The organism is Streptosporangium sp. CA-135522 (assembly GCF_050949235.1).
Classification (GTDB): Bacteria; Actinomycetota; Actinomycetes; order Streptosporangiales; family Streptosporangiaceae; genus Streptosporangium.
In genome coordinates, this window is record NZ_CP192026.1 from 1,559,946 (window position 1) to 1,573,760 (window position 13,815).

The 13,815-nt window shown below is 72.4% G+C and carries 13 protein-coding genes; 8 read left to right on the forward strand and 5 right to left on the reverse strand.

The annotated features are described in order from the left end of the window. Nucleotides 1-174: 174 nt before the first annotated feature. The 7 genes from ACQPYK_RS07650 (at nucleotide 175) to ACQPYK_RS07680 (ending at nucleotide 7,115) form a co-directional block, all read left to right on the forward strand. Nucleotides 175-1,179 (forward strand): LacI family DNA-binding transcriptional regulator, encoded by a 1,005-nt coding sequence (locus tag ACQPYK_RS07650; protein WP_433252348.1) that lies wholly within the window; start codon nucleotides 175-177, stop codon nucleotides 1,177-1,179. Next, a complete protein-coding gene (locus ACQPYK_RS07655; protein WP_433252351.1) occupies nucleotides 1,152-2,678 on the forward strand; it encodes a sugar ABC transporter ATP-binding protein in 1,527 nt (508 codons plus the stop codon). The genes ACQPYK_RS07650 and ACQPYK_RS07655 overlap by 28 nt, the downstream gene beginning before the upstream one ends. Continuing rightward, nucleotides 2,662-3,645: an ABC transporter permease gene (locus ACQPYK_RS07660; protein ID WP_433252354.1), complete on the forward strand. Its 984-nt coding sequence runs from the start codon at nucleotides 2,662-2,664 to the stop codon at nucleotides 3,643-3,645. Before ACQPYK_RS07655 ends, ACQPYK_RS07660 begins: the two co-directional genes overlap by 17 nt. Nucleotides 3,646-3,663: 18 nt before the next feature. Then, the gene (locus tag ACQPYK_RS07665) at nucleotides 3,664-4,623 is read left to right on the forward strand and encodes a D-ribose ABC transporter substrate-binding protein (RefSeq protein WP_433252357.1); all 960 of its coding nucleotides are present in this window, start codon (nucleotides 3,664-3,666) and stop codon (nucleotides 4,621-4,623) included. After that, nucleotides 4,623-5,579 carry a ribokinase gene (locus ACQPYK_RS07670; protein ID WP_433258726.1) on the forward strand — a complete coding sequence of 319 codons (957 nt, stop codon included), beginning with the start codon at nucleotides 4,623-4,625 and terminating at the stop codon, nucleotides 5,577-5,579. Before ACQPYK_RS07665 ends, ACQPYK_RS07670 begins: the two co-directional genes overlap by 1 nt. Beyond that, a complete protein-coding gene (rbsD, locus tag ACQPYK_RS07675) occupies nucleotides 5,576-5,965 on the forward strand; it encodes a D-ribose pyranase (RefSeq protein ID WP_433252360.1) in 390 nt (129 codons plus the stop codon). Before ACQPYK_RS07670 ends, rbsD begins: the two co-directional genes overlap by 4 nt. A 154-nt stretch (nucleotides 5,966-6,119) precedes the next feature. Further along, a complete protein-coding gene (locus ACQPYK_RS07680; RefSeq protein WP_433252363.1) occupies nucleotides 6,120-7,115 on the forward strand; it encodes a stage II sporulation protein M in 996 nt (331 codons plus the stop codon). A 52-nt stretch (nucleotides 7,116-7,167) separates the two neighbouring features. Here the strand turns inward: ACQPYK_RS07680 and ACQPYK_RS07685 are convergent, their stop codons facing one another. The 5 genes from ACQPYK_RS07685 to ACQPYK_RS07705 form a co-directional block, all read right to left on the reverse strand. After that, on the reverse strand, nucleotides 7,168-8,535 hold the full coding sequence (locus ACQPYK_RS07685; protein WP_433252366.1) for a DUF58 domain-containing protein: 1,368 nt from the start codon (nucleotides 8,533-8,535) through the stop codon (nucleotides 7,168-7,170). A gap of 15 nt (nucleotides 8,536-8,550) precedes the next feature. Then, nucleotides 8,551-9,555, reverse strand: coding sequence for an AAA family ATPase (locus tag ACQPYK_RS07690; protein ID WP_433258728.1), 1,005 nt, complete (start codon nucleotides 9,553-9,555; stop codon nucleotides 8,551-8,553). A 73-nt stretch (nucleotides 9,556-9,628) separates the two neighbouring features. Beyond that, nucleotides 9,629-10,789 (reverse strand): DUF4350 domain-containing protein, encoded by a 1,161-nt coding sequence (locus ACQPYK_RS07695; RefSeq protein WP_433252369.1) that lies wholly within the window; start codon nucleotides 10,787-10,789, stop codon nucleotides 9,629-9,631. Continuing rightward, entirely contained in the window at nucleotides 10,786-11,454 is a 669-nt protein-coding gene (locus ACQPYK_RS07700; protein WP_433252372.1) for a DUF4129 domain-containing protein, read from the reverse strand. The genes ACQPYK_RS07695 and ACQPYK_RS07700 overlap by 4 nt, the downstream gene beginning before the upstream one ends. Further along, complete coding sequence (locus tag ACQPYK_RS07705; RefSeq protein WP_433252375.1) at nucleotides 11,439-12,770, reverse strand: hypothetical protein; 1,332 nt, start codon at nucleotides 12,768-12,770, stop codon at nucleotides 11,439-11,441. The genes ACQPYK_RS07700 and ACQPYK_RS07705 overlap by 16 nt, the downstream gene beginning before the upstream one ends. Before the next feature lie 347 nt (nucleotides 12,771-13,117). Between ACQPYK_RS07705 and mtrA the strand changes: the two genes are divergently transcribed. Beyond that, entirely contained in the window at nucleotides 13,118-13,795 is a 678-nt protein-coding gene (gene mtrA / locus ACQPYK_RS07710; protein ID WP_012888151.1) for an MtrAB system response regulator MtrA, read from the forward strand. Nucleotides 13,796-13,815 lie beyond the last annotated feature (20 nt).

Sequence of the window (13,815 nt, forward strand, 5' to 3'; positions counted from 1 at the left end):
GCCGGGCCGGCCCTCTCCTGCCCGTGCGTCCGCCGGCCGCCGCGGGCGCGAGAGGGCGCCGAGGTACGGACGACCCGATGAGGCCTGAGAAGTGTGACCTAGCTCACTAAATTCATGGTTTACAGCCATGTAATCGATTACATACCCTCATGTAATCGATTACATGGAGGGCTGATGGCACGTATCAAGGATGTGGCCGCGCACGCGGGCGTCTCCGTCGCCACGGTCTCCCGGGTTCTGAACGACAACCCGTCGGTGACGGAGGAGACCCGGACCCGGGTCTTCGCCGCGATGAGGGAGCTCAACTACGTTCCCAACGCGGTGGCGCGCTCGTTGCGCACCGAGGCGACCAAGACCCTTGGTCTGATCATCGGCGACATCCTCAACCCGTTCTTCGCCGAGTTGGCGCGGGCCGTCGAGGACGCGGCCCGGGCGGCCGGCTACACGGTGATCATCGGCAACGCCGACGAGCGGGCCGAAGAGCAGGACCACTATGTGCGCACCCTGCTGGAGCAGCGCGTGGACGGGCTGCTGATCTGCCCCACCGCCGAGGTCACGCCGCTGGTGGAGGAGGTCGCGCGGTCCGGCGGTCCGCTGGTCTTCCTGGACCGCACGCTCCCCGGGGTGCACGTTCCATCGGTCCGCGCCGACGGGACCGACGCGATCAGGGCGCTGATCGCCCATCTTCGGCAGCTCGGGCACCGGCGGATCGCCTTCATCTCGGGTCCCGCCCGGCTGTCCACCGGCCGGGAGCGGACGGACGCCTTCTTCACGGCGATGACCGAGCACGGCCTGGAGGTCCGCCCGGAGTACGTCGAGGCCGGCGACTTCCGCTCGGGCAGTGGTCGCGCGCTCACCGCCAGGCTCCTCGATCTGCCGGAGCCGCCGGAGGTGATCTTCGCGGGTGACAACCTGATGACCCTGGGTGCGCTGGACGAGATACGGGCACGCGGCCTGCGCGTCCCCCATGACGTGGCGTTGGCGTCGTTCGACGACGTGTCGTGGTTCCCGCACGTCACCCCGCCGATAACCGCGATCAGCCAGCCCGCCGCCGAACTCGGCAAGCGGGGCGTGCGGGTCATCCTCGACCGGCTCGCCGGACGGGCCGCCGAGTCGGTGACCCTCCCCGCCGTGCTGGTGGTCCGCCAATCATGTGGGGAAGAAAGGAACGCCTCGTGAACGACGAGATCCTCCGGGTCGAGGGCCTGCGCAAGGGGTTCCCCGGCGTGGTCGCGCTGGACGGGGTCGACTTCAATCTCCGCGCCGGCGAGGTCCACGTCCTGCTCGGGGAGAACGGCGCCGGCAAGAGCACTCTGATCAAGATGCTCTCCGGGGCCTACCACCCCGACGCGGGACGGATCCTGGTCGACGGCGCCCCGGTCGAGATCCGCACCGCGGGCGACGCGCAGCGGCTCGGCATCGCCACCATCTACCAGGAGTTCAACCTGGTCCCCCAGCTCACCGTCGGCGAGAACCTCGCCCTCGGCCGCCCGCCCCGCAGGTTCGGCTTCGTCGACACCGGGCGGATGCACGAGCAGGCCCGGGGGCTGCTGCGGCGGGTCGGCATCGACGTCGACCCGCGCACTCTGGTGGCGCGGCTGGGCATCGCGCGCATGCAGATGGTCGAGATCGCCAAGGCGCTGGGCCTGAACGCCCGCGTGCTCATCATGGACGAGCCGACCGCCGTGCTCACCACGACCGAGGTCGAGCGGTTGTTCGCCATCGTCAGGCAACTGCGTGATCAGGGGGTGGCGATCGTGTTCATCACGCACCACCTGGAGGAGATCCCGCAGATCGGCGACCGGGTCACCGTGCTGCGGGACGGACGTTCGGTGGCCGAGGTACCGGCGACGACCTCGGAGGACGAGCTGGTCAGGCTGATGGTCGGCCGTCCGATCGACCAGCAGTACCCCCGGGAGCCGGCGGCGCCGGGCAGTCCTCTCCTGCAGGTGCGGGGGCTCCGCAGGGAGGGCGAGTTCGCCGACGTCTCCTTCGAGGTGCGGGCGGGAGAGGTCGTGGGCCTGGCGGGGCTCGTCGGCGCGGGCCGTACCGAGGTCGCACGGGCGATCTTCGGCGCGGACTCCTACGACGCCGGTGAGGTTCTGGTGAACGGCCGCCCACTGGCCCGCGGCGACGTGCACGCCGCCATGGAGGCGGGCCTCGGCCTGGTCCCCGAGGACCGAAAGGGCCAGGGACTGGTGCTCGGCGCCGACGTGGGGGAGAACCTCGGCCTGGTCACGCTGCGGCGCGCCAGCCGCGGCGGATTCGTCGACAGGTCGGGACAGCGCAAGGCCGCCGCCGAGGTGGCCCGTCAGCTCGGCGTGCGGATGAGCGGCCTCGGCCAGGAGGTCCGCACGCTGTCGGGCGGCAACCAACAGAAGATCGTCATCGGGAAGTGGCTGCTCGCCAAGGCGAGCGTGCTCATCCTCGACGAGCCCACGCGGGGTGTGGACGTGGGGGCCAAGGTCGAGATCTATCAATTGATCAACTCACTCACCGCCTCCGGGCACGCGGTGCTCATGATCTCCAGCGATCTCCCCGAGATCCTGGGCATGAGCGATCGCGTCCTGGTGATGGCCCGTGGCCGGCTCGTCGGGGAGCTCGCCGCCGGTGAGGCTACACAGGATTCGGTGATGGCCCTGGCCGTCACCGAGGTGGAGGATGCTCGTGTCCACTAACGTGCTGCAGCGCAAGCCACCGGGCCGCAAGCCGCCGGCCACCGCCTGGCTCGGCGAGAACGGCGCGCTGGTCGCGCTGGTCGTGCTCGCGATCGCGCTCTCGCTGCTGTCGGGCGACTTCCTGACGGTCACCAACCTGCTCAACGTGGGCGTGCAGGCGGCGGTCACCGCGATCCTCGCCTTCGGCGCCACCTTCGTCATCATCACCGGCGGCATCGACCTGTCGGTCGGCTCCGTCGCCGCACTGTCGGCGATCACGCTGGCCTGGACGGCGACCGGCTCGGGCCTGCCGTGGCCGCTGGCCACCGTGATCGCCCTCGCCGTCGGCCTCGGATGCGGGCTGGTCAACGCCGCGCTGATCGCCTACGGCAAGCTGCCGCCGTTCATCGCCACGCTGGCCATGCTCGGCGTCGCCCGCGGCCTGGCCCTGGTGATCTCGCAGGGCAGCCCGATCGCGATGCCGGAGGCCGTCTCGCACCTGGGCGACACCATCGGCGACTACCTGCCGGTCCCGGTCGTCGTCATGCTGATCATGGGTGTGATCACCGCCGTGATCCTGAACCGGACCTACCCCGGGCGCGCGATGTACGCCATCGGCGGCAACGAGGAGGCCGCCCGGCTGTCCGGCATCAACGTCAACCGGCAAAAGCTCCTCACCTACGCCCTGTCCGGGCTCTTCGCCGCGGTCGCGGGCATCGTCCTTGCCAGCCGGCTGGCCTCGGCACAGCCCCAGGCGGCCGCCGGCTACGAGCTGGACGCCATCGCTGCCGTCGTCATCGGCGGGGCGAGCCTGTCCGGCGGGAAGGGCCGGGCCTTCGGCACCTTCGTCGGCGCGCTCATCCTCGCGGTGCTGCGCAACGGCCTCAACCTCCTGTCCGTCTCCGCCTTCTGGCAGCAGGTCGTGATCGGTGTGGTGATCGCGCTCGCGGTCCTGCTCGACACCCTGCGTCGCCGTGGAACCAACTGAACCCATCGGGGGAACATCATGAAGCGCACCATCACCGTCGTCGCGGCCGGCGCCGCGCTCGCCCTCGGCCTGACGGCCTGCGGCTCCAGCTCCTCCTCCGGAGGCGCCGGAGGAGGAGCCGGGGCGGCCGGAGGCGACATCAAGATCGGAATGTCGGTCTCCACCCTGAACAACCCCTACTTCGTCCAGCTCCGCAAGGGCGCCGAGGACGAGGCGAAGAAGGAAGGGGTCACGCTGACCGTCACCGACGCCCAGAACGACGCCTCCCAGCAGGTCAATCAGATCCAGAACTTCGCCAGCCAGAGCATGAAGGGGATCATCATCAACCCGGTCGACTCCGACGCCGCGGGTCCCGCGGTGAAGGCGGCCGAGCGCTCCAAGATCCCGGTGATCGCCGTCGACCGGGTGGTCAACGGGGGCACCGTGGCCCAGACCGTCGCCTCCGACAACGTCGCCGGCGGCAAGCTGGCGGCCGAGGAGCTGGCCAAGCAGATGGGCGAGAAGGGCAAGGTCGCCATCCTGCAGGGCGTGCCCGGCACCTCCGCCTCCCGCGACCGGGGCAAGGGATTCACCGAAGGCATCAAGGCCTACCCGAACATCCAGGTGGTCGCCCAGCAGCCCGCGGACTTCGACCGGACCAAGGGCCTGGACGTCATGACCAACCTGCTCCAGTCCAACCCCGGCATCGGCGGGGTGTTCGCCGAGAACGACGAGATGGCCCTCGGCGCCGTCAAGGCGCTGGGCGCCAAGGCAGGCAAGGAGATCAAGGTCGTCGGCTTCGACGGCACCCCTGACGGGATCAAGGCCATCCAGGCCGGCACGATGAACGCCAGCGTCGCCCAGCAGCCGCAGCTCCTCGGCCAGCAGGCCGTGCAGGGCGCGGTCAAGGCGGCCAGGGGCGAGCAGATCGAGGCCACGGTCGCCGTGCCGGTCAAGATCGTGACCAAGGAGAACGTCGCGGAGTTCGCGGGCTCGTGATGGGCGTCCACGGCGACGACGTCGAGCCCGTCCCTCCCGAAGACGCCCCTGAGCGGTGGCGGGACGATCCCGCACGGCCGTACGAGATGGTCGTCGTGGGCTCGGTCAACGCCGACCTGGTGGTTCGCGTCGACCGGCGTCCCCTGCCCGGCGAGACCGTGATCGGCTCGGACCTGGTCACCCATCCCGGTGGGAAGGGCGCCAACCAGGCCGTCGCCGCGGCCCGGCTGGGCGCCCGCGTGGCCCTGCTCGGCAGGATCGGTTCCGACGGCAACGGGGAGTTCCTGCGCAAGGCGTTGTACGGCGACGGGGTGGACCTGAGCCATCTCGTCGAGACCCCCGGCCCGAGCGGCGTCGCCCTGATCACCGTGGGGTCGGACGGGGACAACAGCATCATCGTGTCGCCGGGCGTCAACGCCCGGCTGAGCGAGGAGGACGTCGCCGCGGCGGCCGACCTGCTGGCCTCGGCGCGGGTCGTCTCCCTCCAGTTGGAGAGTCCTCTGGCGACGGTCGTGGCCGCCGCCCGTACCGCGGCCCGGGTGGTCTTCAACCTGTCGCCCCCGGCGGTGGTCCCCGACGAGCTGCTGGCGGTCTGCGACCCGCTCGTCGTCAACGAGCACGAGGCCGCGCTCCTGCTCGGCGGGCGGGGCCGTCCCGACCGGCAGGCACGGGCCATGCTCGCGCTCGGTCCCCGCTCCGTGGTCCTCACCCTGGGGCCCGACGGCGCGGTCGTCGCCGAGCCGGGCGCGGTCACCGCGGTGCCGAGTCCCCGGGTGGACGCCGTCGACACCACGGGCGCCGGTGACGCGTTCACCGGGGCGCTGGCCTGGCGCCTGGCCCAGGGCGACGATCTGGTCCGCGCCACCGCCTTCGCGGTCCGGGTGGGCGCCGCCTCCGTCCGCAGGCCCGGCGCGCAGAGTTCTTATCCGTATCCGGAGGATCTGGAGGCCCTTTGAAGCGCTCGGGAATCCTCAACGCCGCCCTGTCCGGTGCCCTGGCCCGCCTCGGTCACACTGACGAGTTGCTCGTCTGCGACAGCGGGATGCCCCTGCCCCGGGGGGTCGAGGTCGTCGATCTCGCCTTCCTGCCGGGCATCCCGTCGTTCGCCGACGTGCTCGACGGGATCCTCGCCGAGCTCGTCGTCGAGGGAGCCACCGCGGCACGGGAGGTCCGAACGGCCAACGCCGGGTGCGACGCCCTGCTGAGCGGCCGCCTGCCCGCTCTGACCTACGTCCCGCACGAGGAGCTCAAGCGTCTGTCGGGCGCCTGCCGGCTGGTCGTGCGGACCGGTGAGGCGCGGCCGTACGCCAACGTGCTCCTGCGGTGCGGGGTCGCCTTCTGACCCGCCGCCCCGCACGCCGCGGACCCGGCCGCGGGCCCGGTGGCGAGGACGGCGGCGGGCCTGGTGACGGGGACGGCGGCGGGGACGGCCGGGGCGGTCCGGGCCGGACCGCCTGGCCATCCGGCGGAATCGGGGATGTGGATACGCTTTCCACGTGGACATCGACGCTTTCGTCAGCGCGCACCGGCCGGCCTGGGATCGTCTGGAAGACCTCATCCGGCGCCGGAGGTCGTTGAACGGCGCCGAGATCGACGAGCTGGTGGACCTCTACCAGCGGGTCGCCACGCACCTGTCCATCGTGCGGTCGGGGCCGGCCGACCAGATCCTGGTGGGCCGGCTGTCGGCGCTGGTCGCCCGCGCCCGCTCGGCGGTGACCGGGGCGCACACCCCCGCTTGGCGGGAGTTCGCCCGCTTCTTCACCGTCTCCTTCCCGGTGGTCGCCTACCGGGCCCGCTGGTGGTGGCTCGGCACGACCGCCGCGTTCGTCCTGGTCTCCACGGTCGTCGCCGTGTGGGTGGCGGGCGATCCCGCCGTCCAGGCCGCGATCGGCACGCCCGAGGAGATCACCAAGCTCGTCGACCACGACTTCGCCGACTACTATTCCGAGCACCCCGCGGCCTCGTTCGCGGGGCAGGTCTGGGTCAACAACGCCTGGGTCTCGATGCAGGTCATCATCATGGCCGTCCTGCTGGGCCTGCCGATCCCCTACATCCTGTGGGAGAACGCGGCCAACGTCGCCGTCTCCGCCGGACTGATGGCCTCGCGTGGCAAGCTGGATATCTTCTTCGGTCTGATCACCCCGCACGGCCTGCTGGAGCTGACCGCGGTGTTCCTTGCCGCGGCCGTCGGCATGCGCCTGGGCTGGACGGTCGTCGACCCCGGTCCGCGCAGGCGCGGCGAGGCCCTCGCAGAGCAGGGCAGGGCCGTCATGAGCGTGGCGCTGGGCCTGGTCGTGGTGCTGTTCGTCTCCGGGCTGATCGAGGGCCTGGTCACCCCTTCGGGCCTGCCGACCTGGGCGCGCATCGGCATCGGAGTGGTCGCCGAGGCGGCCTTCCTCGCCTATGTGATCTTCTTCGGCCGCCGGGCGCTGGCCGCCCGGGAGACCGGAGACCTGGAACGGGCCCCCGATCTCGCGCCGAGCGCCGGCTAGGCCGCGGACGCCACAGCCCCGCCGAGCCGGGGCTCGTCGAATGGGCGGGCGGTCACAGGCGGCCCGCGGCCTTCAGGGCGAGGTAGGCGTCGGCCAGGGCGGGCGCGATCTGCTCCGGGGCGGCGTCCACGACCTCCACGCCGTGGCGGCGCAGCAGAGCGGTGATCCTGCGCCGGTCGGCGGTCTGGTGCTCCGCCGCCGCGGCGTCGTAGACCAGCTCCGCAGTGCCGCGCCCGGACGCCATCGCGGCCACCTGCGGATCGGAGACGGCGGCCAGGAGCACCAGGTGCCGGGAGGAGAGCTGGGGGAGCATCGGCAGCAGCCCCTCCTCCAGGGACGCCGAGTTCAGGTCGGTCAGCACCACGACCAGACAGCGCCGCTTGGCCCGGGCCAGAACCGCCGCGACCATGCCGGCCGAGTCGGCCTCGACGAGCTCGGCCTCCAGCGGGGCCATGGTGTTGACCAGCGTCGACAGCAGTTCGGTACGGCCGGCGCCGGACACCCAGGCACGCACCGCCCGGTCGTGGGCCAGGAAGTCCACCCGGTCACCGGCGCGGGCGGCCAGTGCGGCCAGCAGCAGCGCCGCGTCCATCGACCAGTCCAGCCGGGGCCAGCCCGGCACGACCGCCGCCCCGCCGTGCGGGCCGCCGGTTCCGGGCATCCGGCCGGCCAGCGGGACGGGTGCCGTGCCCACCCGGCCGGCCGAGGTGCGGCCGGTGTCCAGGACGATCAGAACCCGCCGGTCGCGCTCGGGCCGCCAGGTGCGGACCACGACGTCGTTGCGGCGGGCGGTGGCCCGCCAGTCGATGGAGCGGACGTCGTCGCCGACCACGTACTCGCGGAGCGAGTCGAACTCGGTGCCCTGCCCTCTGATCATCGACGGATGCCGGCCCTCCAGCTCCCTGAGCCTGGACAGCTTGGCGGGAAGGTGCTTGCGGCTGAGGAACGGCGGCAGCACCCGGACCGACCACGGCACCCGGTGAGAACCCTGGCGGGCGGCGATGCCCAGCGGGCCCAGCGTGCGCACCGTGACCGTGACCGCCTCGCGGTCGCCCCTGCGGGTGGGGGTGAGCGTCGTGACGAGACGGCGGCGCTCGCCCGGGGGCACATCCAGCGGCAGGTGCCGGGGCGTCGCCCCGGCCGAGGGCGGCCAGGCGTCCCGGAGCACGCCCCGGGCCCGGCGGGACCCGGGGTTCTCCACGATCAGCTCGACCGTGGCGGACTCGCCGAGCCGTACCAGCCGGTCGCCCGAGCGGGTGAACCGTAGCGGCCGCACGCCGGCGGCCAGCAGCAGGTCCACCGCGACCAGCGCCAGCAGCAGCAGTGCCACCCCGGCCATGGCCGCCCCCGGCCGGGGCGCGAACAGCACGACCAGCGTGCCCAGCAGGGCCAGCAGGGCGGCCCGTCCTGTCAGTGCCATCGTCTCAGCGTCGTCTCAGCGGGGAACGGGGACGGAGGCGAGGATGGCGTCGATCAGGCCGTCGGCGGTCGCGCCCTCCAGCTCGGCCTCGGGACGGAGCTGGATCCGGTGTCGCATCGTGGGCCTGGCCAGCGCCTTGACGTCGTCCGGGGTCACGTAGGAGCGGCCCGACAGCCAGGCCCACGCCCGGGCTCCGGCCAGCAGCGCGGTCGCGCCGCGCGGCGAGACGCCCAGCTGCAGCGACGGCGACTGGCGGGTGGCCCTGGCGATGTCGACGATGTAGCCGAGCACCTCGGGACCGGCATGCACCTGGCCGACCGCCGCGCGCCCGGCGTCCAGGTCTGCGATGGTGGCCACGGCCTTGACGTGGGACAGGTCGCGCGGATCGAAACCCAGCGCGTGCCGTTCCAGCACCGTGATCTCCTGGTCGCGGGGCGGCAGCGGCACCGTCAGCTTGAGCAGGAAACGGTCGAGCTGCGCCTCGGGGAGCTGGTAGGTGCCCTCGTACTCGACCGGGTTCTGGGTGGCGGCCACGATGAACGGCTCGGGCAGCCCGCGCGGCTTGCCGTCCACGCTGACCTGCCGCTCCTCCATCGCCTCCAGCAACGCGGCCTGTGTCTTGGGCGGCGTGCGGTTGATCTCGTCGGCGAGTAGCAGGTTGGTGAAGACCGGGCCCTGGCGGAACTCGAACTCCGACGTCTTCGCGTCGTAGATCAGGGAGCCGGTGACGTCGCCCGGCATCAGGTCCGGGGTGAACTGCACCCGCTTGAAATCCAGCGAGAGCGCCGCCGCCAGCGTCCTGACCAGCAGGGTCTTGGCGACGCCCGGCACGCCTTCGAGCAGCACGTGCCCTCGGCAGAGCAGGGCGATCACCAGCCCGGTGACCACGGCGTCCTGGCCGACGACGGCCTTGGACACCTCGGCGCGCAGGCTCCCCAGCGCCTCCCGGGCGGCGTCCGCGCCGGATGCCGCCCCGGCGGCGGAGCGCGTCTCCGCCGGGCCGCTGTTGTCCGGTGGCATGGTCACGAGGACCCTCCCGCCGGCTTCGGGAGCACGGCGCCGCCGTTTCCGACGGCCTGCTCGCTACGCTCGCTCACGACTGTTTGACCTGCCTCTCCAACATGTCCAGAAATTCGGCCAGGGCCACCAACCCTGCCTCGTCGGCCGGGGGCGGGCCGTACAGGGCGGCCCCCACGTGCAGGCCCGCCTGTCCGGTCCGTTCGGCGATCGCCTCGACCGTGGCCTCCGGCCCGGCCGCCGAGGGAAGCCCGAGCCGGGGGGTGACCCGGTCGACGAAACCCGCGCGCAGGGCGATGGCGGCCCGGTCACGGGCCCGCCTGGCCCGGTAGAGCCTGGCCCGGCCCTCCACGGTCTCGGCCGCCCTGACCACGACGGGCAGCCGTTCGGCCACCACCGGGCCGAGCCGGCGGCCCCGCCACAGCGCCAGCAGCACGACCACGACGGCCAGTTGCGCCACCGCCCACCCGACCCCGCCGGGGATCAGGTCGTAGAAGCTCTTGTCACCGGCGGCCTGCTCGGCCGTCCCGGTGGAGACCAGCCAGATCAGCGTGGGCCTGGCCCCGGCCAGGTTCATCGCCAGCGCGGCGTTGCCGTCCTCGGCGAGCCGCAGGTTGGTCATGAACTGGCCGTCGCCGACGACCGTGATCGTCCGGTCCCTGTCGATGTAGCTGACCAGGGTGGGCGTGCCGCCCGCAGGGTAGCAGCCGGTCGCCTGCGCGGGGGTGGTGAAGGTCACGCCGCCCATGTGGGCGCTGCCCGCCCGGGTCGCGGCCGGCAGCGCGCACCGGGGCTCGCGGGAGCGCGTCCGCGCCTTCTCGGCGGAGCTCACGCCCGGAGTGAGCAGTTCCTGGTGCGGCTGCACGCCGATGACGAGCCGGTCGGCGGACATCGAGCCGAGCCGCTCGGCCTCCCCCTCGCTGAGAGAGGAGGTGTCGCTGAGCAGCAGCATGCTGTCGCCGGAGTCGGCGGCCTCCGCCTCCGCGACCGAGGTGACCCGCGTGACCTGCACGCCGTTGGCCCGCAGCAGCTGGGCCAGGCCCTTGCCGCCGGACAGCGAGGCGTCGGCGGGGTCGAGCGGCCGGCCCTCGCCGAGGCCGCCGAGCAACACGCCGACGACGGCGCCGACGACGACGACGAGCGCGACGAGGAGGACGCCCCGGCCCCCTCGCCACAGGCTCGCGGCGGTCGGCGAGGTGGACGTCGATCCCGTTCCCGGGGCGGCGGCGAGACTCACGAGGACACCGCCCTCGCGGCGCCGACCGCCGGACGGGCGGTGCGCAGGCGTTCGTCGAGGTCGCGCAGGACCCCGTACGCCTCGGGGGTGCCCGGCACCTCGCCGTAGGTCACGTCGTCGAACACCCGCGCCGCGGCCGCCAGTTCGGCGGCGAAGGCGGGCAGCGCGCGCCCGGCCTCGGCGGCGAGCTCGCCCGCGGTACGGCCGGGCGTGGAGTCGACGATGACGCGGTCCTCCAGGTCGCGGGCGACGGCCCTGAGCCGCTCGCGGACGGCCTCGGCCCACCGCCCTTCGGCGGCGAGCCGTTCGGCGGCGTCGCGGTGTTCGGCGGCGGTGCGGCGACGGTCGCCGAAGATCCCCTCCCGGCGCACGGCGGCGCCCCCGGCGGTCCTGCGCGCGATCATGATCACCGCGACGACGGCCGCGACGACGAGCAGGGCCAGCACGACCCGGGCCATCACGCTGCCGACGACGCCCAGGGACTCCTGGTCCAGCAGGTCGCCGAGGAACTGCTGGACGGTCCGCATGGCGCGGTCGATCGGGGACTCCTTGGCGTACTCGGATTTGAGCAGCTCCTGGATCGCCTTGCGCCGGGCCTGGTCGCGGTCGATGTCGATCGGGACCGGAGACACCAGGAACGTGGGGTGCATCAGGAGTTGGGCCACGGGGCTCCCTGGCCGGCCTGGCCGTACCGGCCGGGGCCGCCGGGTGTGACGGACGGGTCCCACAGGTCGTCGGCCGAGGCGTGCACCCAGCCCTGCCGCTGCTGCTCGATCGCCGCGGTCTGCAGCACCAGGTCGAACGCCTCGGCGCGCATCCGCCGGTCGGCGTAGAGCAGGCCGTTGACCCCGGCCTGGAACGGATAGGTGATCATCGCGCCGATGGTGCCGCCGACGGCGATCAGGATCGCCGCGGCGATCTGCGAACCGGTGGAGCCTTCGCCGAACATGCCGGCGAAGGTCCCCGCGAAGGTGAAGGGGAGGGAGAGCACCGTGGCGACCAGGCCCGCGATGATCTGGGTCAGCAGCAGGATGCCGAGCGTCCGCCAGAAACCGCCGCTCACCAGGCTCCACGACCTGCGCAGGGAGGCGACCACGCCGCGCCGCTCCAGCACCGCCACGGACGCGGCGAGCGCCAGGCGGGTGGTGACGAACAGGGAGTAGGCGACGAAGGCCACCACCGCCAGCACGCTCAGGAGCACGATCGTCCCGAGGCCGGCGCCCGCCGCGCCCAGCCCGACGATGATCGCGACGACCAGCGCGAGGGGAACCAGCATGAACACCATGCCGGCGAGCACCAGCCCGAACAGCGTGGGCACCCGGTTGCGGGTCAGCCTCCAGGCCTCGCCGACCGTCATCTTGCCGCCGAAGACCGCGCGCCCCAGGATGCGGGTCAGCACGCCGGTGAGCACGGTGACCACGATGAACTGGACCGCGTAGGAGACCAGGGTCCCGCCGTACTGGGCCAGGACGTCGATCTCCCGCGACCGCAGCAGCTCGGGGTCGTCCAGGGCCGTTCCCGCCCTGCCGAGCAGGATCGCCTGCCCGACCGCCACCGGGATCGCCCCGAGGGCGGCGGCGATCGCCGACATGCCCAGGATGGTCTTGGGGTTGGAGCGGATCAGCTTGATCGCGCCGTCGAGGATGTCGCCGAGCCCGAGCGGGCGCAGCGGGATGATCCCCGGCCGCATCGCCGGGGGCGGGGCGAAGCCGTAAGGGCCGGGCGGGCCGTAGGGGCTGGGCGGGCCGTAAGGGCCGGGCGGGTAGGGCGGTGCCGGCGGGCCGTAGGGGCCGTGTCCGTACGGCCCGGCCGAGCCGTTGGGCGGCTGCGGGGGCTGCGGCGGGGACTGCGGCGATGGCGGCGCGCCGGGAGCGGATCCGGGCGCGGTCCACGGCGATCCCGGGACGTCGCCGTACGGCGGAGGTTGATCGGGCGCCCAGCCGGGTGGCGTGTCGGGAGTGGAGCCGTGACCGTCTGACATATCCCAATCCTGACATGTGGCCACACCGATTGTGGTGCTCGGGAGATCACACCGGGGTTTCACCGTCATGAGATCGGCGGAGATGCCGGAGGGATGGCCGAGACACCGTCGTTTACCGCAGACTGGGAACGTGACCACCTCCGCTTGGCGTTCGCAGTCGCCAAGACCGGAGGTGGCCGTGGTACAGGGGGGGACTAGTGCGCACTTTACGTTGTGTGCGCCTAAAATTCGGCATTTGGATGGCTGGTCGTCGGCCGGTGTCATCCAGTGACCGGACAAGGGTAATCTTCGACGACTGTGCCGTTTATCCCAAAGACTCCCAAACTGCGTAAAACGAATGAGGGGCCATGAAAGGACGCGTGCTGGTCGTCGACGACGACGCCGCTCTCGCCGAGATGCTCGGCATCGTGCTGCGCGGGGAGGGTTTCGAGCCTTCCTTCGTCTCCGACGGGGACAAGGCACTCGACGCGTTCCGCGACACCCGGCCGGATCTGGTCTTGCTCGACCTGATGCTGCCCGGCGCCGACGGCATCGACGTGTGCCGCCGCATCCGCGCCGAGTCCGGTGTGCCGATCGTCATGCTGACCGCCAAGAGCGACACCATCGACGTGGTGCTCGGCCTGGAGTCCGGGGCCGACGACTACATCGTCAAGCCGTTCAAGCCCAAGGAGCTGGTGGCCCGCGTGCGTGCGCGGCTGCGCCGCACCGACGAGCCCACGCCGGAGATCCTGCAGATCGGCGACATCACCATCGACGTCGCGGGGCACTCGGTCAAGCGCGACGAGGAGACCATCAACCTCACCCCGCTGGAGTTCGACCTGCTGGTCGCGCTGGCCCGCAAGCCGCGCCAGGTCTTCACCCGCGAGGTCCTGCTGGAGCAGGTCTGGGGATACCGGCACGCGGCCGACACCCGCCTGGTCAACGTGCACGTCCAGCGGCTCCGCGCCAAGATCGAGAAAGACCCCGAGCACCCCGAGATCGTGGTGACGGTCCGCGGCGTGGGCTACAAGGCCGGCCCGGCCTAGCCTGCGCGGATCCTCCCGGG